This is a genomic window from Actinoplanes rectilineatus (assembly GCF_000962825.1).
GTDB classification, from domain to species: domain Bacteria; phylum Actinomycetota; class Actinomycetes; order Mycobacteriales; family Micromonosporaceae; genus Actinoplanes; species Actinoplanes rectilineatus.
The window spans coordinates 35,772-58,320 of the sequence record NZ_JZKF01000001.1 but is presented as its reverse complement, the minus strand read 5'-3'; the positions used below and the strand labels follow the sequence as shown (position 1 = coordinate 58,320).

Annotated in this window: 17 protein-coding genes and 1 pseudogene; 9 read left to right on the top strand and 9 right to left on the bottom strand. The window is 68.2% G+C overall.

What is annotated here, in order from left to right:
* Positions 1-10 precede the first annotated feature (10 nt).
* The 7 genes from cpaB to WH85_RS49815 all read left to right on the top strand — a co-directional run bounded on the left by cpaB (position 11) and on the right by WH85_RS49815 (position 6,837).
* Complete coding sequence (cpaB, locus tag WH85_RS00220) at positions 11-781, top strand: Flp pilus assembly protein CpaB (protein ID WP_045739545.1); 771 nt, start codon at positions 11-13, stop codon at positions 779-781.
* Entirely contained in the window at positions 778-1,950 is a 1,173-nt protein-coding gene (locus tag WH85_RS53610; protein ID WP_052720022.1) for a CpaE/TadZ family protein, read from the top strand. The genes cpaB and WH85_RS53610 overlap by 4 nt, the downstream gene beginning before the upstream one ends.
* Positions 1,947-3,371, top strand: a complete 1,425-nt coding sequence (locus tag WH85_RS00210; protein ID WP_045739544.1) for a TadA family conjugal transfer-associated ATPase — start codon at positions 1,947-1,949, stop codon at positions 3,369-3,371. Before WH85_RS53610 ends, WH85_RS00210 begins: the two co-directional genes overlap by 4 nt.
* A 6-nt stretch (positions 3,372-3,377) precedes the next feature.
* Positions 3,378-4,346 carry a type II secretion system F family protein gene (locus WH85_RS00205; RefSeq protein ID WP_052720021.1) on the top strand — a complete coding sequence of 323 codons (969 nt, stop codon included), beginning with the start codon at positions 3,378-3,380 and terminating at the stop codon, positions 4,344-4,346.
* A 4-nt stretch (positions 4,347-4,350) separates the two neighbouring features.
* Positions 4,351-5,253 carry a type II secretion system F family protein gene (locus WH85_RS00200; protein ID WP_052720020.1) on the top strand — a complete coding sequence of 301 codons (903 nt, stop codon included), beginning with the start codon at positions 4,351-4,353 and terminating at the stop codon, positions 5,251-5,253.
* Positions 5,254-5,284: 31 nt separating this feature from the next.
* Positions 5,285-6,598: an ATP-binding protein gene (locus WH85_RS00195; RefSeq protein ID WP_045739543.1), complete on the top strand. Its 1,314-nt coding sequence runs from the start codon at positions 5,285-5,287 to the stop codon at positions 6,596-6,598.
* 101 nt (positions 6,599-6,699) lie between these two features.
* Positions 6,700-6,837 (top strand): hypothetical protein, encoded by a 138-nt coding sequence (locus tag WH85_RS49815; protein WP_157410650.1) that lies wholly within the window; start codon positions 6,700-6,702, stop codon positions 6,835-6,837.
* 488 nt (positions 6,838-7,325) lie between these two features.
* Here the strand turns inward: WH85_RS49815 and WH85_RS00190 are convergent, their stop codons facing one another.
* From WH85_RS00190 to WH85_RS00180, 3 genes are read right to left on the bottom strand one after another with little or no spacing between them, the layout of a single operon-like run.
* Positions 7,326-8,135 carry a siderophore-interacting protein gene (locus tag WH85_RS00190; RefSeq protein ID WP_045739542.1) on the bottom strand — a complete coding sequence of 270 codons (810 nt, stop codon included), beginning with the start codon at positions 8,133-8,135 and terminating at the stop codon, positions 7,326-7,328.
* A 21-nt stretch (positions 8,136-8,156) separates the two neighbouring features.
* Positions 8,157-9,902 (bottom strand): ABC transporter ATP-binding protein, encoded by a 1,746-nt coding sequence (locus tag WH85_RS00185; protein ID WP_045739541.1) that lies wholly within the window; start codon positions 9,900-9,902, stop codon positions 8,157-8,159.
* Positions 9,899-11,590 (bottom strand): ABC transporter transmembrane domain-containing protein, encoded by a 1,692-nt coding sequence (locus tag WH85_RS00180; RefSeq protein ID WP_045739540.1) that lies wholly within the window; start codon positions 11,588-11,590, stop codon positions 9,899-9,901. Before WH85_RS00180 ends, WH85_RS00185 begins: the two co-directional genes overlap by 4 nt.
* Before the next feature lie 386 nt (positions 11,591-11,976).
* On the opposite strand from WH85_RS00180, the gene WH85_RS00175 reads away from it, so the two are divergent.
* The gene (locus tag WH85_RS00175; protein ID WP_052720062.1) at positions 11,977-12,603 is read left to right on the top strand and encodes an HAD-IA family hydrolase; all 627 of its coding nucleotides are present in this window, start codon (positions 11,977-11,979) and stop codon (positions 12,601-12,603) included.
* A gap of 500 nt (positions 12,604-13,103) precedes the next feature.
* Here WH85_RS00175 and WH85_RS48345 read toward each other — a convergent pair whose 3' ends face one another.
* The 6 genes and pseudogenes from WH85_RS48345 to WH85_RS00160 form a co-directional block, all read right to left on the bottom strand.
* Positions 13,104-13,418, bottom strand: coding sequence for an Imm53 family immunity protein (locus WH85_RS48345; protein WP_083448670.1), 315 nt, complete (start codon positions 13,416-13,418; stop codon positions 13,104-13,106).
* 305 nt (positions 13,419-13,723) lie between these two features.
* Positions 13,724-14,326, bottom strand: coding sequence for a DUF7691 family protein (locus WH85_RS00170; RefSeq protein ID WP_157410649.1), 603 nt, complete (start codon positions 14,324-14,326; stop codon positions 13,724-13,726).
* A 56-nt stretch (positions 14,327-14,382) separates the two neighbouring features.
* Positions 14,383-14,727 carry a hypothetical protein gene (locus WH85_RS00165; protein ID WP_045739538.1) on the bottom strand — a complete coding sequence of 115 codons (345 nt, stop codon included), beginning with the start codon at positions 14,725-14,727 and terminating at the stop codon, positions 14,383-14,385.
* A 1,344-nt stretch (positions 14,728-16,071) separates the two neighbouring features.
* On the bottom strand, positions 16,072-18,156 hold the full coding sequence (locus WH85_RS49810) for an NACHT domain-containing protein (RefSeq protein ID WP_169792387.1): 2,085 nt from the start codon (positions 18,154-18,156) through the stop codon (positions 16,072-16,074).
* A 67-nt stretch (positions 18,157-18,223) separates the two neighbouring features.
* Positions 18,224-18,406, bottom strand: a pseudogene (locus WH85_RS52655) (IS5/IS1182 family transposase); the annotation flags it as partial.
* 401 nt (positions 18,407-18,807) lie between these two features.
* Entirely contained in the window at positions 18,808-19,632 is an 825-nt protein-coding gene (locus WH85_RS00160; RefSeq protein ID WP_211275241.1) for an alpha/beta hydrolase, read from the bottom strand.
* 62 nt (positions 19,633-19,694) lie between these two features.
* Here WH85_RS00160 and WH85_RS00155 point away from each other — a divergent pair, with 62 nt between their 5' ends.
* Positions 19,695-22,517 (top strand): helix-turn-helix transcriptional regulator, encoded by a 2,823-nt coding sequence (locus WH85_RS00155; RefSeq protein WP_045739537.1) that lies wholly within the window; start codon positions 19,695-19,697, stop codon positions 22,515-22,517.
* Positions 22,518-22,549: the final 32 nt, after the last annotated feature.

Here is a 22,549-nt window from a genome sequence, read left to right as displayed (position 1 = left end):
AAGTAGTGGCATGCGACGGCGCATCGTTATCCTGGCCGCCGCCTTCCTGCTGGCTGTGATCAGCGGAGGCGCTGTCCTCTCCTACGCCCGCTCGGCGGACAAACGAGCTCTCAGCGGCAAGGCCGGCATCTGGGTGGTGGTGGCCAAGGAACGCATCCCGGACGGCACCACCGGCGCGGACATCCGGTCACGCAACCTCAGCGACCGGATCCTGGTCCCGGCCGAGACCGTCCCGGAGGGCGCGCTCACCGAACTCGACACCGCCCTCGACGCGATGAGCCTGATCGCGGCGGTCGAGCCCAAGCAACTCCTGCTCCGCCCCTTCTTCGCGGCCGCCGACACCACCGCCAAGACCAGCCGCATCGACATCCCGGCCGGGCAGCTCGCGGTCACCGTCTCGCTGGCCGTCGCCCCGCAGGTCGCCGGCAACGTCGAGCCCGGCGACCGGGTCACCGTCTACGGCACCTGCCCGGCCGCGGCCGCCTCCCTGGACGACCAGTACACCCAGATGCTGATGCCCAGCGTCCAGGTGATCACCATCGGCGAGGCCTCGCTGGTCGCCCCGACGACCCCGTCCGCTACCGGATCGGCGCAACCCACGGCCGAGGCGACCACCGCCGCCAGCGGCGACCGGTACGTCGTCACCCTCGCCGCCGACCAGAAGGACGCGCCGCGGCTGATCATGGCCGCTCGCACCTGCCTGCTCTACCTGGCGCTCCTCGGTCCCTCCGCCACCGTCACACCCGGCCCCCAGGTCAACCTCAAGGACCTCTTCAAATGACGCTGTACGTGTACGTCGAGCCTGATCAGCGCCGCCGCGAGGAGCTGGGACCCGCGTTCCGTGAGGTGGGCTGCACGATGCTCACCACGATGGCAGAGCTCGAGGCGCACCTGCCGCGCTACCCCGAGACGCTGCTGGTGATCCTCGGCGCGCAGGTGGACCTGGACGAGGCGCTGATGTTCACGGCGTACCAGCGGCTGCAACGGCCGCTGATAGGTGTGGTGCTGATCCGCTACACCCTCGATCCCGGCGTGGTGGTGCAGTGCCTGCGCTCGGGTGTCCGTGAGGTCGTCGAGGAGGCGGACAGCGAAGGCCTGCGGGCGGCGACCGTACGCTCCGTCGACCTCTCCCGCGCCCTGGGCACCACGATGCGCAGCGTGACCGAGGCCGCCCCGTACGCCCGGGTGGTCACCGTCTTCGCGGGCAAGGGCGGCTGCGGCCGCACGATGATCGCGGTGAACCTGGCGGTGGCCCTGGCCAGCGCCGGCCGCCGTGTCCTGGTGATCGACCTCGACCTGCAGTTCGGCGACGTCGCGATCATGATGAAGCTGTCCCCGGAACGCAGCATCGCCGGTGGCCTCGCGATGGCCGGCCGGCTCGACGAACAGGGTCTGCGGTCGCTGGTCACGCCGTACCGGCCCGGCCTGGACACGCTGCTCGCCCCGTCCAGCCCGGCCGAGGGCGAGCAGGTGCGCCGGGAGTTCGTGGTGGAGTTGCTCGACGTGGCCCGCCCGCTCTACGACTTCATCGTGGTGGACACCCCGGCCGTGGTCACCGACCAGGTCCTGGCCGCCCTGGACATGTCCGACTTCTTCGTCCCGATCGTCACCCCCGACCTGCCCACCCTCAAGTCGGTCCGCCTCACCAAGGAGATGTTCGACCTCCTGGACTATCCGCAGGACCGCCGCCTGCTCGTCTTCAACCGGGCCAACACCCAGGTCGGCCTGAGCCCGGCCGAGGTGGAGGAGGCGGTCGGCATGCCGTTCGCCGTGCTCGTCCCGTCCAGCCGCGACGTGATCGTCTCGGTCAACCAGGGCGAGCCGATCACCATCACCGACCCGTTGCACCCGGTCAGTCGCGCGATGAGCGACCTCGCCGACCGGTGCACCGGGGTCCAGTCGCCCCCGGTCAAGCAACGGCGGTTCTTCGGCAGGAAGACCAAAGCATGAGTCTCTTCGAACGCCTCGCCGCCGCCCAGAACACCGCGCAGCCCCAGCAGCAACAACAGCAACAGCAGCCGGCGGGTTCGCTGGTCGACCGAGCCACCCACGTCGGTGAGAGACGGGCCGCACCGGGTGCGCGCGGCGGGCCGCATCAGGCGCCGGACCACATCAACGAGGTCCGGTTGCGCATCCAGCGCCGGCTCGCCGACGAACTCGGGCCCACGTTGTACGCCGGCGACCGCCCCCAGGCCGAGGACCTGGACATACAGGTCCGCGAGGTGCTCAACAGCCTGCTGGCCCGCGAGGAGACCCCGCTGTCCGGCGCCGACCGTGCCCGGATCACCCGCGAGGTGATCGACGAGGTGCTCGGCCACGGTCCGATCGAGTCGCTGCTGCGCGACCAGTCGGTCACCGAGGTCATGGTCAACGGCCCCCACCTGATCTTCATCGAGCGGTTCGGCCGGATCGAACGGGTCGCCGCCGAGTTCGACGACGAGTCGCACCTGCGGCGCATCATCGACCGGATCTGCTCCCGGGTCGGCCGGCGCGTCGACGAGGCCAGCCCGATGGTCGACGCCCGCCTCCCGGACGGCAGCCGTGTCAACGCCATCGTGCCGCCGATCGCCCTGGACGGCTCGACCCTGACGATCCGCAAGTTCTCGTCGGTCCCGCTGACCGTCGGGGACCTCATCTCGTACGGGACGCTGACCCGCCCGGCCGCCGAGTTCCTGGACGCCTGTGTGCGCGGGCGCCGCAACGTGGTGGTCAGTGGCGGTACCGGCTCCGGCAAGACCACCCTGCTGAACATCCTGTCCAGTTTCGTGCCGTCGGACGAGCGCATCGTGACCATCGAGGACGCCGCCGAGCTGCAACTCGCCCAGGATCACGTGGTACGCCTGGAGTCCCGGCCGGCCAACTCCGAGGGCCGCGGCACCATCACCACCCGCGACCTGGTGAAGAACTCGCTGCGGATGCGCCCGGACCGGATCGTGGTCGGTGAGGTCCGCGACAGCGCCGCCCTGGACATGCTGCAGGCGATGAACACCGGCCACGACGGCTCGCTGACCACCCTGCACGCCAACACGCCGCGGGACGCGCTGGCCCGGTTGGAGACGATGGTGCTGATGGCCGGCATGGACCTGCCGGCCCGGGCCATCCGCGACCAGATCGCCTCCGCCGTCGACCTGGTCATTCAGGTGAGCCGGATGAAGGACGGCAGCCGCCGGATCACGTACATCACCGAGGTGGTCGGCATGGAGTCCGACGTGATCACCCTGCAGGACCTGTTCCTGTTCGAGTCCGGCAGCGACATGCCCGGCGGGGTCGGCGGCCTGCGGCCGACCGGGATCCGGCCGTTCTTCACCGACGCCCTCGCGATGTACGGCGTGAACATCCCCCAGACGATGTTCTCCTCCCGGCGGAGGTGAGACCCGATGCTGATCGGCCTGCTCGCCGGATTCTCGGCCTCTTTCATGATCGCGTACGTGATCCTGATGCAGTTCTTCGGCAAGACGCCGATGCAGCGGCGCCTCGCCGTGCTGCGCCAGTTCTCGGTACGCCGCGACGACGCCGAACCCCCGCTGATACGCCGGGAACTGGCCCGCGCCGGGCGCTGGGTGGAGGACCAGCCGGCCCTGCTGAAGATCGCCGAGCAGGACATCCCGATGCTGGACCGCCTCGGCGGCGTGCTGCGCCCCGGCGAATGGCTGGTCGTGCGGGCCATCGTCGGGGCGATCCTCGGCGCCGTGCTGGCGTTCTTCCTCCCGCTGCCGTTCCTGATGCGCCCGGCCGGTTTCCTGATCGGGTTCCTGGCCGGTTTCCTCGGCGCCCGGCTCGCGCTGCGCTCCAAGATCACCCGCCGGGAACGTACCTTCAACGACGAACTGCCCGGCGCCCTGCAACTGCTGATGAGTTCGCTGCGCTCCGGCTTCACCCTCCAGCAGTCGGTCGAGGCCGCGGTCCGCGACGACGACGGGCCGGTCGCGGTCGAACTGCGCCGGGCGCTGGCCGAGACCCGGATCAGCGGCGACTTCGAGGACGCCCTGGAACGCATCGGCGAGCGGATGAACAGCACCGAGATGACCTGGCTGGTGATGGCGCTGCGCCTGCAGAAGGAGGTGGGCGGCAGCGTCGTCGAGGTCATGGAGACCACCGCCGACACCATGAAGGAACGCGCCTACCTGTTCCGCCAGGTGCGGGCGCTCTCCGGCGAGGGGCGCATCTCGGCGTACGTGCTGACCGCTCTTCCGGTCTTCGCCGCCGTCATGATCTACGTGAGCAACCCGGGATACCTGAAACCGCTGTTCACCGAGCCGCTCGGCATCGCGATGCTCGCCGTCGCCATCTTCATGATGATCGTCGGCTCCTTCTGGCTCCGGGCCATCGTCCGGGTGGAGGTGTGACAGCGTGATACTCCTCGCCGTCGGGGTCGTCGGCGTCTGCGCCTCGATCATGCTGGCCGCGGTCGCGGTGGCCATGCCCCCGCCCCGCTGGGAACAACTGCTCAAGTCCCTCGCGCTCTACACCAACCGCGCCAACGGCGGCGCGGACATCGCCGTGATCACCACCACGCCGGAGACCACCGCGGCCGGAACCCTGGACCGGATCGGCGAGCTGATCACCCTGCCCGGCGACAGGGAACGGCTCAGCCACGGCCTGGACATCGCCGGCAACCCGGCCGACTGGCCCATCGCCCGGGTGATCCGAACCCGCCCGCTCACCGTCCTAGGCCTCGGCATCTTCGGCCCGCTACTCGGCAACAACCTGGGCGGCGGCTACCGCGTCGTCCTCGGCCTGATACTCGGCATCGCCGCCGGATACCTCCTGCCCCAGATCCTCATCTACAACGCCGGGGCGAAACGGCAGGAGGCACTGCTACGCGCCCTGCCCGACACGATGGACGCCCTGGTCATCGGGGTGGAGGCCGGCCTCGGCCTGGACTCGGCGATGGACCAGGTCACCCGGGCCATGAAAGGCCCGATGTCCGACGAACTGCGCCGGGTCCTGCAGGAGATGCGGCTCGGCGTCTCCCGCGCCGACGCGCTGCGCGACCTCACCGAACGCACCACGGTCCGCGACCTCAAACGCCTGGTCACCGCCCTGGTCCAGGCCGGCGAACTGGGCATCTCGGTGGCCACCATCCTGCGCGAGCACGCCAACGACCAGCGCACCCGGCGCCGCCAGCGGGCCGAGGAGACCGCCCAGAAGATCCCGGTGAAGCTTCTCTTCCCGGTGCTCGCCTGCATGTTCCCGGCGATCTTCGTGGTGATCATCGGGCCAGCGGTGCTGCAGCTCGCCAAGGTGCTCTAAGCCGACGGCGCCGGTTACCGATGTAGGGTCCGTGACCTCCCTCCTGGTCGACCTTCCCGACCTCGAGCAGGAACGGCTCGCCGCCCTGCACGAGTACGCCCTGCTGGACACCCCCGCCGACGACGAGCTCACCGCCGTGGTCCGGATCGCCGCCGAACTCGCCGGCGTACCGACCGCCTCCCTCAACCTCATCGACGCGACCCGGCAGTGCCAGCTCACCACGGTCGGCTTCCCCGGGCGCGACATCGACCGCAGCGAGTCGATGTGCGACCTGCACTTCCGCAACGGCGTGCTGGTGCACGTGCCGGACGCGCGGCTGCACCCCGACTACGCCACCAGCCCGTGGGTCGACGGCCGACGCGCCCAGGTCCGCTTCTACACCTCCGCGCCGCTGGTCACCCCGGCCGGCTTCGCCCTCGGCACCCTCTGCCTGTTCGACACCGCGGTCCGGACCCTCACCCCCGGCCAGCAGCACCGCCTCGAAGACCTCGCCGTCGTCCTGATCGGCCTCTTCGAACGCCGCCGCCAGGCCCGCCTCAACGCCGCCCTGGCCGCCGAGACCGAACTCCAGCGCCTCCGCCTGGAGATCATCCACGGCGAGCTCACCCAGCGTCAGGCCCAGCTGGCCACCGTCGTGGCGGACCTGCGGCGCAGCAACGACGAACTGGAGGGCTTCGCCGCCGCGGCAAGCCATGATCTGGTACGCCCGCTGTCCGGTGCCCACGGCTACCTCGACATGATCACCGACCGGTACGGCGACGACCTCGACCCGCAGGCCGTCCGGTGGATCGACGGCGCGGTCCGGTCCCTGGACCGCATGCAACAACTGGTCACATCGTTGCTGGACTACGCCCGGGCCGGGCACGCCACCTACGAGATGGTGCCGGTCGACCTGAACGACATCATGTCCAGCGTCACCACCGACCTGCGGACCGCGATCTCCGGCGCCGGCGCGACGATCCTGGTCCGCGACCGGCTGCCGGAGGTCACCGGCGACCCGACGATGCTGCGCCAGCTGCTGCAGAACCTGATCGACAACGCGGTGAAGTACCACCACCCGGACCGGGCACCGCAGGTCGAGGTGACCTGCGCGGTCGACGCCGACGGCTGGACGGTCACGGTCGCCGACAACGGCGTCGGCATCCCGGCGGAACACCGCGACCGGGTGTTCGCGATGTTCGCCCAGGTGGATCCGGCCGCGGGCAAGGGCCACGGCATCGGCCTGTCGACGTGTCAGCGGATCATGCGCGGCCACCACGGCAGCATCGGCATCACCGACGCCCCCGGCGGCGGCGCCGCCTTCCACCTGCACCTGCCCCGCCCCACGTCAGGACAGGTGTCATGACGGACCGGTGACATCGGCGAATGGGCGCAGAACGGCGCTCCTGATGCACTGGAACGGCCGCGGAGGACGGGCCGTCGCGGGGAACGGGCATCATGCGCAGAATGCTGAAAATCGTCGGCGCTCTCCTGAGTGTTCCGGTGTTGCTGCTCGCGACGACCGCCGTGGTGAACGTCGTCGCCGCCAGGTCGGAGGCGGCCGACATCGAAACCACCGCGTTCCTCAACAGGATCCCGTCGTGAGCGAAAAGGCGACCACGGACGACGGCTGGTGCTCCCGAGCCGTCGTTGGTGGTCGACCGGCAAGCCCGGGGAGAGTGGTGGGTGGCGACCGTCCGCGGCTCGGTTTCCGTGCGGCAGCCGTGAACGACGGCTCGGAGCTGGCAGCCGTCGCACATGGCTCCTCGACCAGCCGATGCGAACCCTGGACCACGGCCCGAGCAACCCAGCCGTCACTCACGGCTCCCTCGACACCGCAACCCAACCCTGGACGACGGCTCGGAGCGCCCAGCCGTCCGCCACGGCTCCTCAGCAGCCAAAAATGAACCGTGGCCGACGGCTCGGCCACTCGGGCCGTCGGCCACGGTCCCTCGATGAGCCGATAACGACCGTGGACGACGGCCGGGCAACCCGAGCCGTCGCTGGTGGCCGACTGGCTGCGCGGGAGAACCATGGACGACGGCTGGGGTCTGACCCCCGACGACGGCCCGGCGAGATCCGGTCTGGAGGGATCACATGGCGGCGTGGCCGTGGCGCCAGTAGCCGATGAAGTCGACGTTCGTCTTCGGGACGGCGCGGTCGGTGACCAGGTGCCGCCGGCCGCCGGTGACCAGGGCAGACTCCCCCACCAGGTAGGCGTAGACGGGACCGTCCGGGAACGACAGCTCCCGCAACGCCGCCAACGCCGATTCTCCGGGTACGCCACCCTTGTCGCCCCGAGGCACCCACAGGATGCGGACGCCCGCCGGGACGCGGAAGTCCTGCCGGTCCTCGTCGGCCGGGATCTCCACGACCGCCACGCCCTGCGCGTCGTCCGGCAGCGACTCGCAGATCCCCGCCACGGCCGGCAGCCCCGTCTCGTCGGCGACCAGCAAGGTCCACGCATGGTCGTGCCGGGGGTTGTAGCCGATGCCCTGGTCCAGCAGTCCGACCTGGTCGCCCGCGGCGGCGTTCAGCGCGAACGACGTCGCCGGCCCGCAGCTGCCGTCCTCCTCCAGGTGCACGATGAAGTCCACGTCCAATTCCCCCGGGCGATGGGACCGGACCGTGTAGTTGCGCACGAACGGTCGTTTCGGCTTCGCCGTGGCCAGGTACTGCGCGTACCAGAGTCCGGACGTACGGGTCGGCAGCTTCAACGCGTCCTGGCCGGGCCGCGGCAGGAACAGCCGGAACCATTGGTCGAAGCCGAGCGGCGTGAACCGCGACAGCCCTTCGCCACCGAGCGTCACCCGCATCACGTTCGGTGACACCCGCGCACTGCGGACCACGTCCAGCAGCAGCACATGCGGATCCACCGCTTTACGGATCTTAAAATTAGCCACGCTATTTCCTAAATATTCGATTTATCCGACATTCCACACATCCCACAGGTGCCGATACCGACCGCCGGATCGGAGCAACTCCTCGTGGCTGCCCTCCTCGGCGACCCGCCCCTGCTCGAGCACCAGAATCCGGTCGGCCCCGGCCGCCTGACTCAACCGATGCGCGACGATCAGCGCGGTCCGCCCCTCCAACGCCGCAGTCGCAGCCCGGTCCAGGTCACGGGCCCCGGCACTGCCCGCCTCCGCGGTCGCCTCGTCCAGAACAGCGACATCCGGATCAGCCAGAATCAGCCGGGCCAGAGCCAACTGCTGAGCCTGCGCCGCCGTCAACCGGTGACCGCCCTCGCCGACATGCGTGTCCAGGCCGTCCGGCAGCGCCCGCAACCACCCGGTCGCCCCGGCCCGCTCCAGCGCCAGATGCAGCTCCCGCTCGGTCGCCCCCGGCCGCGCCAGCCGCAGATCCTCCGCCAGCGGACCCGCAAAGACATGCACCTCTTGGCTGATCAGGGCGATTCGCCGCCGGGTCCGTGCCTCGCCGAGATCGTTCAGGGGTACGCCGCCAAGCGCCACTTTGCCGTCGCTAGGCATGATCACTCCCGCCGCGATGAGCGCCAGGGTGCTCTTGCCCGCCCCGGAGGCCCCGACCAGCGCGACCCGCTCCCCCGGTTCGATGCGGAGTGTGACCTCGGCGAGCACCACCGGGCCGCCCTCGTACCGGTGTTCGGCGACCAGCACCTCCAGCGCCCCGTCCGGTTCCGGCACGTCGGCGGCGGCTTCCGGCACCGGCGGCAGCGACGCCACCCCGACCAGCCGGGACAGGGCCGCGTTCGCCTGCAGCAGGACGTCCGCCTGCATGATCAGCAGACCGATCGGGTTGAACAGCCGGTGGAAGTAGAGCGCCGCCGCGGTGGCCGCGCCGACCGTGCCCTGCCCGGTGCGCACCAGCACAAACCCGGCGACCAGCACCGCCGCCAGGCCGAAGTACTCGGCGCGGTTTCCGCGTACCGTGAAACGGGTGTAAAGCCGGAAGACCTCGATGGACAGGTCCCGTCCGGCCGCCGACCGGTCACCGATCCGGTCCAGGTGCTCCCGCTCGGTGCGGTACGCCCGAACCGTCGCCACCCCTTGCAGCGCCCCGGCCATCGCCTGCGAGCGTTCCCCGGCGGCGATCCGTTCCCGCGCGTAGTACGGCTGCGCCCGAGGCAGATACCAGCGCAGCGCGAGCGCGTACCCGGGTGCGGCAGCGAGCCCGGCCAGGCCCAGTCGCCAGTCCAGGGCGAACAGTCCACCCGCGGTGAGCAGCACCGTCGTCGCCGCCCCGGCCAGCAGCGGGCCGGCCGTGGTCAGCACGTTCGCCACCTGCGCCACGTCGTCGCCGGCCCGGGCGACCAGGTCACCGGTGCCGGACCGTTCCAGGGTGGCGGACGGCAGGTGCAGGGCCCGGTCCATCACGCGTTCGCGCAGCCGGGCCAGCACGGTCTCGCCGAGCCGGGCGGACACCGTCGCGGCCACCGCGGTCAGCACCCCACCGACCAGAGCCGCCGCGGCGATCACCGCGACCCGGACCACGATCCGGCCGGTGTCGGCACCGCCGATCACGTCGTCGACGAGCCGGCCCAACACCCAGGGCGCGACCAGTCCACTCGCCGCCGCGGCGATCAGCAGCACCGCGGCCGTGGCACTCAGGCCCGGCAGCTCGGCGAACTCGGCGCGGGTGGCCCGCCAGGTGTCCCGGGCCGAAGCGACCGGGAGCAGGACACGGCTCATCGGAGCACCGCCTCGCGGTATCGGGGGTCGGACGCGGCCAGTTCCTCGTGGGCGCCCTCGGCGACGATCCGGCCGTCGTCGAGCACGGCGACCCGGTCGGCCACGCCGAGCAGGGCCGGGCTGCTGGTCACCACGACCGTGGCCCGGGACTCCCCGGCACGAGCGGCGACCAGCCGTTCGGCGATCAGCGACTCGGTGACGGCGTCCACCGCGGTCGCCGGGTCGTGCAGCACCAGCACCGGCGACGCGGCGGCCAGCGCCCGGGCCAGCGCGACCCGTTGCCGTTGCCCGCCGGACAGGTTGGCGCCGCGTTCGGTCAGCACCTGGTCCAGGCCGTCGGGCTGGGACGCGACGATGTCGTCGGCGGCGGCCGCCCGGACCGCCGCGTCGATACGCTCGTCGGGGACACCGGCGGCGATGTTGTCCCGCAAGGTGCCCTCGAACAGGGTGACGTCGTGCGGTTCGACGAGCACCACACCGCGGGCGGCGGCCAGGTCCAGCTCCTCGACAGGCACGCCGTCGACCCGGATCTCACCGCGGTAGTCCTCACGGGGCACGGTTCCGGCCAGCACCGCCACGAGGGACTCCGCGTGCTTCGGTTCGTACACCATGATGCCGACCACCTCACCGGCGGCGACCCGCAGAGAGAGACCGTCGAGACCGCCGTGACCGATCCCGGACAGCACCAGCCGCTCCGGTGCCGCGGGTGGCGCCGCCGCCGAGCCGGACCCGACGAGCGGCGCCGCGCCCAGCACCCGGGCCACCCGGGCGGCCGACGCCTTCGCGGTCGCCAGCAGCTGCAGGCACCAGCCCAGCGCCTGCACCGGCTCGGCGACGAACTGCGCCAGACCGACAACGGCCACCAGCTCGCCGATCGTGATCCGGCCCTGAATCGCGAACCAGCCGGCCACCCCGGCGATCACCGCGAGCAGCAGGCCGTTGATCGCGGTGGTCACACCCTGCTGCATGCCCTTGGCCCGGGCCGCGTGCAGGGTTCCGGCCAGCGCGGCACTGCTGGCCGCCGCGTAGCGCCGGGCCGCGTGGTCCTGCGCGCCCAGACCGCGCAGCACCCGCAGGCCGGCGACCAGATCGACAGCCGTCGCGGTGGCCGAGGCGAGGGCCTCCTGCTGGGCCTCTCCGCGCCGGGTGATCAGTGGTCCGAGCCGTTGCAGACCCAGAAGCACGAGGGGTACGCCGAGAAGCACACCCCCGCCGAGCACCGGATCGACGACCAGCAGTGCAATGGCGGAAACGATCAGTGCGGTGCAGGCGGCGAGGATCATGCTGGACGCCTGCACCACCAGCGCGGCATGCTCGGTGTCCGACGCGGTGACCGACAGCAGCTCCCCGTCCCGCATGCCGGACCGCTGGCCGCGCGGGTCGAGCGCCCGCCCGGCGATCTCCAGCCGCATCCGGTGCGTCTCGTGTTCGACGGCGACGACCCCGAACCGGGCGCCGATCCGCCAGGCGAACGCCAGGACCGTGAAGAGCAGCGCCAGCCCGGCCAGCGCGATCAGCAGTGCGCCGGTGTCCGAGGTGGCGACCGCCCGGTCGATGGTCAGGCCGATCGCCACCGGCACCATCGCCTCGGAGGCCTGGTGCAGGCAGAGGAACGCGACACCGGCCGCGACCCGGCCGCGCTGGTCGCGGATGGTACGCCGGAGCACGCCGCCGGCGTCCAGGCTCATGCGGTGCCCAGCGTGGTCAGCACGGTGTCCATGTTCGTCACCTTTCGTGGGTTGGGGTCAGCCACCTCGGCGCGGGCCAGGCGCTGGGTACGGACCCGGACCGCGCCGCCCTCGGACTTTTGTGGCCGGCGGCAGGATCGGTGATCGGGTGGGCGGCGTGCGCCTCTTCCGATCCACCGCACTTCATCGCCCCTCGTAAAAGAAAGGACAGGCTAACCTAACTACCCACGTGTTGCCGACCCCAGCCTGCCGACGCGCAGCTTCTGACCCGGATCACAGAAGCGGGGGCGCCGCGGCGCGCTGCTTTCCGCCTTCTTCTACAGGCGAAGGAAGGCCCGACCTTCTATTATGCTTCGGTATCGAGCTTAATTAGGGTGGAGGCTTTCATGACGGGGCTTGAACCGGCGGCGGTGCTCCTGGACATGGACGGGACGCTGGTCGAGTCACATCCAGCCGTGGAGCGGGCGTGGCGCACGTGGGCCGCCGAGTACGGCGTGGACCCGGAGGCGGTGCTGGCCGTCGCACACGGTTCGCCGTCGCTGCCGACCGCCCGCCGCTTCCTCCCGTCGGCGACCGACGCCGAGGTGGCAGCGGCGGCGGCCCGCCAACTGGACCTGCAGTACGACGACCTGTCCGACGTGACGGCAATCCCCGGAGCCCACGAGCTGCTGGCTGTGCTGGAATCGCGCGGCATCCCGTGGGCGGTGGTGACCAGCGCAGACGTGCGGTTGGCGAAGGCGCGGCTGGGGGCGGCCGGCATCACTCCCCCGCTGACGGTGACGATCGAGGACATCACCGAGGGCAAACCGTCCCCGGAGGGCTACCTGCTGGCCGCGTCCAAGCTGGGCGTCGACCCAACCCGCTGCATGGTCGTCGAGGACGCCGAGGTAGGCGTCCAGGCAGGCCGGGCCGCCGGAGCCCACACCGTCGGCGTCCGAGGCGTAGCCGCCGGCCTGACGGTGACCAGCCTGGAGGAGTTGGCCCGCTTGCTGGAGCCGTCCCGGTCTTCCTAGCCTTTCCCACCCGTAGAAATAATCAGATCCCGGTCGGCGTCGCGGGCAGTGCGGAACCAGACGAGCAGATCCTCGACGGCCGCCCGCAGCCGAGCCCCGATAGTCCAGCAGCAGAACGATAAGCCCCATATGAGCGAGAGCATTGGCAAGCAGCATCCGCCCCAGCCGGTTGCCCCATTACCGCGTGCCGCCAGAACGACGATCCGCTGACTCTCCACACCGGAGGGTGGCGCCACCGGCCACGAAGCTAAATCCACCCATCCGAGGTACGCAGCCCCACCGCGCGAACCCCAGAGGGCATCGACGGCGCCACCCCGTCCGGAAGTAGATGACGCGACGCTGAAACGCCCAAGCCAACACCGTCAGGAGCAGCACGATCAGCACCACGGTCGGCGTGCCGCGCAGCAGAGCCGCCCTCACCGCCGACTCACCCCCGTACCTAAATTGTCAGCACTTCGGGCGACATCTCCGCGTTTCACGAGTTGCCGCCCGAAGCTTTATTACCGAGTGTCCACTAATCGCTTGAATTCATCAACGGCGAGATAGAGCGAGGACGGGTCGCAATTCGCCTCAAATACGACCCCATCGGAGTAAGCCATCATCCATCGTCCAACCTCATAATCCCTCCTGAACCACGCCAACAACACGCCTTCTAAATCAGTTCCCCCAATATCAATTCGAAGATTCCATCCCGGATTATCGAGAGACTCGAGACGAATGCCGAACTCATGCTCCCAATCGCCGTCGCATTGCTCCGAATACCAACGCAGGACATACCCGAAACCTTCGTCGTCAGATAGGACAAGATCCGCCATTTCCAGGAGTCTCCCATGCTTCAGCCGTGCGCGCGTCGCCGTTAGGCATATTGATATGCGGCGTCGGAACTATTTTGCCGTCTGCATTTGTGTGCGCAGGCCCTTGACGATCGAACCGCACGGACATTTCTCACGGAGCAGGATTCCGCGGATTTGTCTGGAATTCCCAAGTCGCGTATTTTTTGGTCTGTCCCGTAGTCCCGTCAATTGAAAATGTCGAGTGAGGGCCCACCGCATTGGGATCAGGCCTCAGATTTTTGTCCCGACCCTTGCCGCCCATATTGTGCACGGCTGGCCCGGCTCCTTCAGCCGAAGAAGATGATCAGGTCTCGGTCGGCGTCGCGGGCGGTGCGGAACCAGACGATCAGGTCTTGGGCGGCGGCCCGCAGCCGGGACCCGACGGCCAGGGAGGACAGGGCGGCCTCGTACTCCTGGGCGGCCTTGGCGCACTGCTCGGCGCTGAGGGTGACGACGGTCGGGTAGTCGTCCGGGGCGGGCAGGTCGATCTCCGGCTCGTAGACGGTGAAGCCGTCCGGCAGCTGCCCGGTGACCCCGGCGTCCCGCAGGGCCGTGGAGAGTTCCAGAACGCCGGCCTTCCCGCCGGGGAGCGGCGAAAGATGGCCCTCGATCAGCTGGGTGCCGAGCGCCTCCACCAGGACGCGGTAGGCGGCGGCATAGACGACACCATGTTCGTCATCCAGGTCACCCCCGGGGATCGCCCGCAGGGCCTCGACCAGCGTGGGCTGCCCGCCGTCGCCGCTCTCGTCCACGTCGTCGTGCAATTCCTCGTCGTAGTCGGCGATGTCGTCAGCCGACTCGGCGATCAGCTCTTCGATCCGCTCCGCGCTGCCGGCCAGCCCCGCCAGCTCGTCAGCGTCCACCAGGTATCCCACAAATCCGTTTGCCACGCCTGAACGTTAGCCGCAACCCCAGCATCCCGGCACCGGGCCCGGGCCTCCATCGCTCAGCGAGGCAGCTTGAGAATCATCTGCGCCAGCGAGTCCGGAAATCCTTCCACATGTGGGTCGGCACAAAAGCGCACTGTAGCCGCGGCAGAAATCAACTCAACCTCAGAATAGTCGCCACCGATCAGCATCTTGGCACACATACCAAGCGGGACAACAAAATCCGCCTGAGCCTCATCCGTCAAAGATTCCAACAATCCATCCTCCTCCGAGAGAACCGATTCCACGATCGATGTCAAGACAGCCACCAGCGCCTCTGAATCAATCCCGCTTGCAACCGCCACCGCGTCTCTTTCGTACTCGCCGAACCCGAATCTGTTGATCCGGATATGTTCCCTGCTCAATCCAACCTCCCTCGACTTCGGCTCCCTGGCCCCGGACTCGCCTGACGCCCCGTTTCGCGGAGCAACCCGACGGTGGTATCACGATGGACGCTCTCCAACCGTCGCGGCGAGAAGACTGCGGGCTGTATCGGCCAGCTTCTCGTCCAGATCGATGTGGTTCCAGTCGCCTCCGGGGCCGGTGACGCGCTCGTCCGCTCGTACCAGGAAATGCAGTCACCGCATCGGCCGACTCAAGCAGCCCGGTCCCCAGGCTCAGACGAAGGTCTCGATCATCGGCCGACCGTTGGTCGGCCCACAGCACGATCGACTGACGCCGACCGGGCGCACACCAGGTTCGCCGCCACTGCTCGACGCCTTGGGCGGAAAGCGCCTCCACGAAGACTCCGGCGTCATCCGGCCCTCGCAAGATGAAGGCGCCCGCCTTCCGCACCTGCGGCGAACCTCCCGACACGTTGCCGAGAACCCTGTCGGCCACCGAGTCTCGGACGGCAGTCGGCGACACCCGCAGCAGATCGGCGATGGCTGTCAACTGCCTCAGCAGTGCCGCCTCGTCCTGCTCCGTCGAGCACGCCTCCAGAAGCCGCTCCAGGAACTGCTTCTGGTCGAACTCCGCCGACGCCAATGCCGACGAGGCGACGCGCCGCACCTCGACGTCGTCGTCAGTCAGCAGACCGCAGGTTCTTCCACCACATACGCAGCCATGGGATCTTCGGCCCCTGCGTCGCCGCTGCCCGGCCGGCTTCTCGAGCGATCTCACCGATCAACCGCACCAAGGCCGCCCGAGCCGGGCAACCGACCTCCACCACCATGCCCACGAGGACAGGGACAACTTCCACCGACGCGGAGTACACAACACGGCCTTGCTCAACCAGCCGTGCACGAAGCTCACTGACGATCTAGTCGGGATCCTCCGCCCGGTAGATCTCATGGAGCAACGGCGGCAGGTCAGCGGCACCGCCGCATGCGTGATCGAGTCCCGCCCACGCGACACTCTCGAGTCTGTTTCTCACATCCACCTTCGAAATAGGACGAGATTCCCGGTAAGACAGCAGTCGACCAAGATCCGATGCCCCAACCGGGATCCTCTCTGCCGAAACTCCACCCCTGACAGAAGAAGGTCGAGAACCCAACCTACCCCGGATGAAAAATAATCAATTTATCCTCGGCGCCAAAGGATGATCGTGTAGCGCTCCCGAAGGCCTATGTATGCCGCAAAAATACACCTATCGACGACTCCGCACCCATACCCAGAACCATCAGACATGTCACGACGTGCCATTTACATCAAGCCCTACTGAGATTACTTTGCTCACCTTCTTGATCCACCCACCTATCACGAGATCACTATCGCCTTATTTTCATGTTGATCCTTATTCTTTCCGGTCTCATCAAGAGGATCACTTCTTGGAGTTGGCCATGAACGAACCGATGCCGAGGTCCGGCCGGTATTAGTAGACCCGTCGACACGAGGTCGTCCATGTATTTAAATAGGCGCCACGGCATCCACCGCGTAAGCGACAGCCATGCGTGAGAAATTCGGAATTGGGACCATCGACTGAGGCCAACCATAGCTATAAAAGTACTAGACGCCCCCATCGCTGCACCGGCGAAACTTACACGTGCAGGCGACCCCCAGTCGGCCGATGCCGGGAGAAATGGTAGCGCTAGCCAATATCCGCAGAAGTATACGATTAACGACAGGCCACTCACGACAGCTGCGTATCCCAAAGCGCCCTGGCGCGCTCTTTTCACGATCAGCTCGGGCGGAAGGCCATCCTGCCTGCCGGGACCAGAGTCGAATGCGGACGCGAGTCCGGTGATCAGGCCGATCATAGATCCGATCAATACCGCTACAGGAACCAGACCCAAGCTCACTTTCTGGTGACCAATTTTAAGAGAAATATAGATTGCCAACCCGATCGTCAAGCCAATTGTGGCGCCACTGATGAGTCCAAGCGCTAGCTCGCTTAGGGTTGGCCAACGTAGTACTATTCGCGAGGGGCGCGTTCGCATACCCAACGCCACACCCAGAGCAACAGTTATTCCCACGACTGCACTGTTCACTGAATTTATAACAATTGCCGTAGAACCGACTCCTCCGATCGCCACGCCGAATGCAAAATCCATGATGGTTGCTATCAATCCTGAGGCTAGCGCGAGGGCCCGCCGGGGCAACCAGGATACAATTCCCCACCAGCCAAAGCGCGTAATACCGCGTTTGGATACTCCTTGCGCAATCATGTAGATCCACCGTTGCGCAGTATGCGGCGTAACGCCGAAACTATCCGAAACAGAATCAACCACCTGACGTACGAAAACGCTGAATATCTCACGCCGGAGGTCATCGGCCGATTTCGAAGCGAACTCGTGCAACCGGGTGAGAGGAGATTCTTGGTTCGTCAGCGCGCCACGGAGCATCGTGGCGAGCAGTGGGCTTGATACGTGCGCCGCTAGGGAACTCAGTTCAGATAATCCCCCGCGCTTCGCGTGAACCTCAGCAAGACCGGTCGTATTTCGAGTGAGATACCCGACAACAGCCTTCGGAGACAAAGGCTGTATCTCGATAGCAGTGGATCCCGAGAGAAGTGTGAATGATTCATTCTCTACCAGATGCCGGTAATCTGCACCCCCGCAAGTGAGCACTAAGGGGCGATCCCTGCCGAGCCAAAGATTAATTGAGGAAAGTGCAACGGCCTGACCGGAAAGAGAAAGCCGGTCAAAGCCGTCAACAATTGGTGCCACCCGCCCAGTCGCTAGCAGCCGGGCAGCGACGGATAATGGTCCTCGACCGCGTGCGCTCGACTTGTGGCCAACCATAGTTGATGGGAATTCTGTGACTACTTCCCGTTCCATGAAGGTTTCGAAATCCTCTTGGCCAACACGCCACGAATCTGCAGAAACCACTACGGGCACAGTACGATCTGCTTCGGCCAGCATCGACAGGGCGAGACGTAAAGCAAATGTGGTTTTCCCCGCACCCACCGCCCCTAGAACCACCATACGCGGCAAACGTAAAGACTTGAATACCTTCAGTTCCCGGTTGCCCGTCCCATAGGAGGCCCCATCCGCTGCCACCGGTGGCCTTCGGTCACCTTGAAGACTCTCTTCTGCAATCTTCCATGACGCCCGAATCTCACTCGCACCATGCAACTGTCGGGCGTATTCGTCGCCATAACGCCCTCTGAGGATCTCCGCCAGGTACAGCTTCCACTTTTCAAGATCATCCGATCCGGTGGAGGTTCCATCTTTCTCAACTCGGCGGAATAATGCATATTCTGCATACAACTGCCATCCCAACACAATAATGCTAGGAAGCACAAGCAAGTTAGCCCACAATGCAGCCTTCTCCAAGCCCTGACTGGCATAGATTGCTCCAGTCAGAGCAGAACCGATCAAGAAAGCAAGTACTCCGCCTTTCGGATTTCTCATTGCGAGCCTTCCGTACGCAATTTTGCGCTCTCGACATAGCCATGGTTGCATAGACCGTCCAGCTCACAATGAGATCGGTCTGTGCGTCCGCTATGACCTGCAAGTTCACATCGTGGCAGCGGTGTTTACCGGAGTAGTAGGGATTCTGATCGGCGACCCGGTCGACCGGGATCAGGGTGCCGTCGAGGATCACGTTGGCGAGAAGCTGGATCCTGCTCATCGCCGTATCAAGGTCGTTGGCGGCAGCAGAGCAGGTCGATGTCCTCACTTACGTGTGGACAACGGAATCGCTGCGCGATAAGACAACACAGAGAGGATCCCAATTGGGGCATCGGATCCTGGTCGACTGCTGTCTTACCGGGAACCTCGTCCTATGTCGACGCCGGTGTCCCGACCCGGCCCGCGACCTGCACCATCACGACAAAGTGGCTCGATGATCGCCGCTGATATCAGTCGCCCGATTTCGGATCCGTCCGTCATGGGGCCGCCCAGGACAGACAAGGCTAGGCCTGGACTTCCTGAACCTTGTCAGGCAAGGCGTCGAAGAGATCCATGTCGTCCGTGAAAACCAGGTCGACAACCTCCTGGACAGCTGCACGGAATCGACGGTCATCGGCCACGGCCGGTCTCCTTTGCACCTCATACCTGACATCAGGAACAGCCGACCGCGGCGGCCAGGGATTCGACGGCGGCTAGCAGTTCGGGGCCGTCCAGGAAGGTGCGGTCGTTGTGGCCGGCGTTGGGGACGACGATTGCCTGCGTCAGGTTGGCGGCGGCGTCGGCCACGGCGCGGCTCTGGGAGGGCGGGACGATCGAGTCGGCTGAGCCGTAGACCACGATGGTTGGCGCCTTCACCTGGGTGACCCGCTCGGCCACCGGGAAACGGTCGCGGAGCAGGGCGCGTAACGGGAGGAAGGGGTAGCGCACGCTTCCGGCGGCCGCCAAGTCCGTGAACGGTGACCTCAGGAGCAGCCCGGCGGGTGGGTGCCGCACGGCCAGGCCGGTGGCTACAGCGGTGCCCAGGCTCTCGCCGAAGTAGATCAGGCGGTCGGCGGCGAAACCGGCCTCGCCGATCAGGTAGGAGCGGGCCGCGTCCGCGTCGTGGGCCAGGCCCTGCTCGGTGGGGCTGCCGGGATTGCCGCCGTAGCCGCGATAGTCCAGGAGGAGCACGGTCAGGCCTCGGCCGGCCAGGGCGGTGGCGAGCGGCATGCGGCCCGATCGACTGCCGCCGTTGCCGTGGGCCACCAGGACCGCGGTCCGGCGGTCGGTGACGTCCGGTGGTGGGGGCACCGACCACGCGGCGAGCTCCAGTCCGTCGACGGTGTGCAGAACCACAGCGCGAGCGGAGGGCGGCAGCGGCGGCGTGAAGCGGTCCGGGAAGTAGATGACGCGGCGCTGAAAGACCCAGGCCAGGGCGATGAGGAGCAGCACGATCAGGATCACGGCCGGCAAGCCGCGCAGCAGAACCATTCTCATGGCGAGCTCCTTTGTGGACTTCGGGGTTGCGCGACGGGGCGGACTCGCCTATTCAGCAACGCATGGGGCTGTGGGGACGCGAGCGGGAGCTCGAACGGCTGGACGGGCTGCTCGACGCGGTAGCGGGTGGGCTCAGCGGGGTGCTGGTGGTGCGCGGGGAGGCGGGGATCGGCAAGACCGCGCTGCTCGAATACGCCGCCGGGGCCGCGGACGGGCGGATGCGGGTGTTGCGGGTGGCGGGGGTCGAGGCGGAGGCGGACTATCCGTTCGCGGCGCTGCACCGGCTGCTGATCCCGTTCCTCGAGCTGCCGCACCGGCTGCCGGCGGCCCAGCACCGGGCGCTGCTGGTCGCCTGCGGGCTGGCCGAAGGAACGCCGGCCGAAGGAGCGCCAGCCGAGGGGGCGCCGGCCGACCGGCATCTGGTCAGCCTCGCCGCGCTCGGGCTGCTCGCGGAGGCGACCACGGCGCACGGGCCACTGCTGTGCTGCGTGGACGACACCCAGTGGCTGGATGGGGAGTCGGCGGCGGCGCTGGCGTTCGTGGCGCGGCGGGTGCACGCCGAAGGGGTCGGGTTCGTTTTCACGGTCCGGAGCGGGAACGGGTTCGGCCTGCTGGACGGCCTTCCGGCGATCGAGCTGGAGGGCCTGGGTGACGAGGCGGCCGGTGGGCTGCTGCGGGCGGTGGTGGGTGGGCCGCTGGATCCGGCGGTCGCGGCACGGATCGTCCGGGCCACCGGCGGCAACCCGCTCGCGCTGACCGATCTCGGTCACGAGCTGACCGATGACCAGTTGCTCGGCGGACGGCAGCTGCCCGAGCCGCTGCCGATCGGCACCCGTCTCGAGGCGCATTACCGGCGGCAGGTCGACGGGCTGCCGCCGCAGGCCCGGACCTGGCTGCTGCTGGCCGCCGCCGAACCCTCGGGACGGCTGGACCGGATCACGGCCGCCGCGGGGGTGCTCGGCGTCGCCGCCGACGCCGGGGAGCCCGCAGAGGCCGTGCGGCTGGTGACGATCGAGGCCGATGTCCGGTTCCGGCATCCGCTCGTGCGGTCCGCCGTTTACAGCGGGGCCACGCCGGGGGAACGGCGGGCCGCACACCGCGCGCTGGCCGGGGCCACCACAGACGCCGTCGACGCGGACCGCCGGGCCTGGCACCTGGCGTCGGCCGCGCTCGGACCGGACCCGGAGGTCGCCGACGAGCTGGAACGGTGTGCCGGGCGGGCGGCCGCCCGGGGTGGTTATGCCGCGCGGGTCAGCTTCCTGGCCCGGGCCGCCGAGCTGACGCCGGACGACCGGCTGCGAGCCCGCCGCCGCGTGGTCGCCGCGCAGGCCGCGATCACCGCGGGCGCCCCGCTGCAGGCCCGGTCGCTGCTCGACGGCCTGAACCCGGCCTGGCTGGACGACGCGGACCGGGGAGGTGCGCTGATCGCCCGCGCCTACGCCGGGATCACGCTCGGGGACGGGACCGTGGCCGACGCGGCGGCGATCTGCCTGGAAGCGGCCCGGGCGTTCGGCGACGGGACGCCCGAGGCCACCGAGACGGCGCTCTTTCGCAGCGTGCAGTGGGCGATCAACGCGGAACACCTGATGCGCGGCACCACCCCGGCCGACCTCGCCACGGCGGTGCTGGCCGGGCCCGCCGACGACCTGGCCACCGGGTTCGCCACGCTGATCGCGCACGGCTATGAGCAGGCCGAACCGATCCTGCGCCGGGGCGTGGCGGCGCTGCTGTCCCCGGACACGCCGGACGCGCTCTTCCTCGAGCGGTACATCGTGGCGGTCACGGCGTGCACGATCCGCTGGGACGTCACCAACGGTGTCGCGGTCATGCAGCGGGCGGTGGAGACTGCCCGCCGCACGGGGGCGTTGTGGGAACTCGACGCGGCCCTCTATGCCTACTCCACGAACCGCGCCGACCTGGGCTTTCTCGCCGAGGCCGAGCAGTTGATGATCGAAAGCCATCAGATCCGGTCGGCGCTCGGCGCCACCACCGACCAGTGGGAGGTCTATCAGTTCCCGGAGATGCTGGCGTGGCGCGGCACCGCGGAGCATCTCGCGGAGCGGATCCGCGGGATCGGCGCGGCGTCGGTGCCGCTCGGGCACGGCGCGGTGGTCGCGCTCGCCCGTTATGCCGAGGCGCTGCTCGCCCTCGGTCGCGGGCACCACGACGAGGCCCGCGAGATCCTGCGCGGGCTTGTCGACGACGATCCGCTCGGGACCCAGACACGGGTGCTGCCGGACCTCGTGGAGGCGGCGATCCGGTCGGGGGACCGGGCGCTCGCGGTGCGCACCCTCACCATCTTGATCTCGCGGGCCTCGGCGGCCGGCACGCCTCGCGCGCTCGGGTTGCTCGCCAGATCGCGGGCACTTCTCGCGCGGGGAGAGACGGCCGACGAGCTCTATCGCGAGGCCCTCGCCCACTTCGCGGACATCGGGTCGCGGACGGATCTCGCGCGGGCACATCTGGTTTACGGAGAGTGGCTGCGCAGGGAGAAACGCCGGCGTGAGGCGCGGGACCAGCTGCGTGCGGCGCGGGACGCCTTCGTCGCGATAGGAGCCATGGGGTACGCGGAGAGAGCAGTCCAGGAACTCGCGGCGGCCGGAGAACCGTCCGCGTCCGTGTCGTCGTCGCATTTCTCCTTCACCGCCTCCTCGTCAGCTGTCTCCGCCCTCGGCACTTCCACCAACGGCGCCTCCGCGGGCGGCGACCTCACGCCCCAGGAGGCGACGATCGCGGCGCTGGCTCGGGACGGAGCGACCAACGGCGAGATCGCCGCACGGGTGTACCTGAGCGTGAACACGGTCGATTACCACCTCCGGAAGGTCTTCCGGAAGCTCGGTATCAGCTCGCGGCGGCAATTGAAGCACGCCTACCCACCTCGATGAATAGGCATCTGAACGTAGTCGGACTACGCATC

Bases quoted from the DNA above. Each gene is read 5' to 3' on its own strand.
- WH85_RS00185 (WP_045739541.1), bottom strand. From the start codon at position 9,902: ATGAGCCGTGTCCTGCTCCCGGTCGCTTCGGCCCGGGACACCTGGCGG.
- WH85_RS00175 (WP_052720062.1), top strand. From the start codon at position 11,977: ATGACGGGGCTTGAACCGGCGGCGGTGCTCCTGGACATGGACGGGACG.
- WH85_RS00205 (WP_052720021.1), top strand. From the start codon at position 3,378: ATGCTGATCGGCCTGCTCGCCGGATTCTCGGCCTCTTTCATGATCGCG.
- WH85_RS00155 (WP_045739537.1), top strand. From the start codon at position 19,695: ATGGGGCTGTGGGGACGCGAGCGGGAGCTCGAACGGCTGGACGGGCTG.
- WH85_RS49815 (WP_157410650.1), top strand. From the start codon at position 6,700: ATGCTGAAAATCGTCGGCGCTCTCCTGAGTGTTCCGGTGTTGCTGCTC.
- WH85_RS48345 (WP_083448670.1), bottom strand. From the start codon at position 13,418: ATGGCGGATCTTGTCCTATCTGACGACGAAGGTTTCGGGTATGTCCTG.
- cpaB (WP_045739545.1), top strand. From the start codon at position 11: ATGCGACGGCGCATCGTTATCCTGGCCGCCGCCTTCCTGCTGGCTGTG.
- WH85_RS49810 (WP_169792387.1), bottom strand. From the start codon at position 18,156: ATGAGAAATCCGAAAGGCGGAGTACTTGCTTTCTTGATCGGTTCTGCT.
- WH85_RS00160 (WP_211275241.1), bottom strand. From the start codon at position 19,632: ATGAGAATGGTTCTGCTGCGCGGCTTGCCGGCCGTGATCCTGATCGTG.
- WH85_RS00180 (WP_045739540.1), bottom strand. From the start codon at position 11,590: ATGAGCCTGGACGCCGGCGGCGTGCTCCGGCGTACCATCCGCGACCAG.
- WH85_RS53610 (WP_052720022.1), top strand. From the start codon at position 778: ATGACGCTGTACGTGTACGTCGAGCCTGATCAGCGCCGCCGCGAGGAG.
- WH85_RS00210 (WP_045739544.1), top strand. From the start codon at position 1,947: ATGAGTCTCTTCGAACGCCTCGCCGCCGCCCAGAACACCGCGCAGCCC.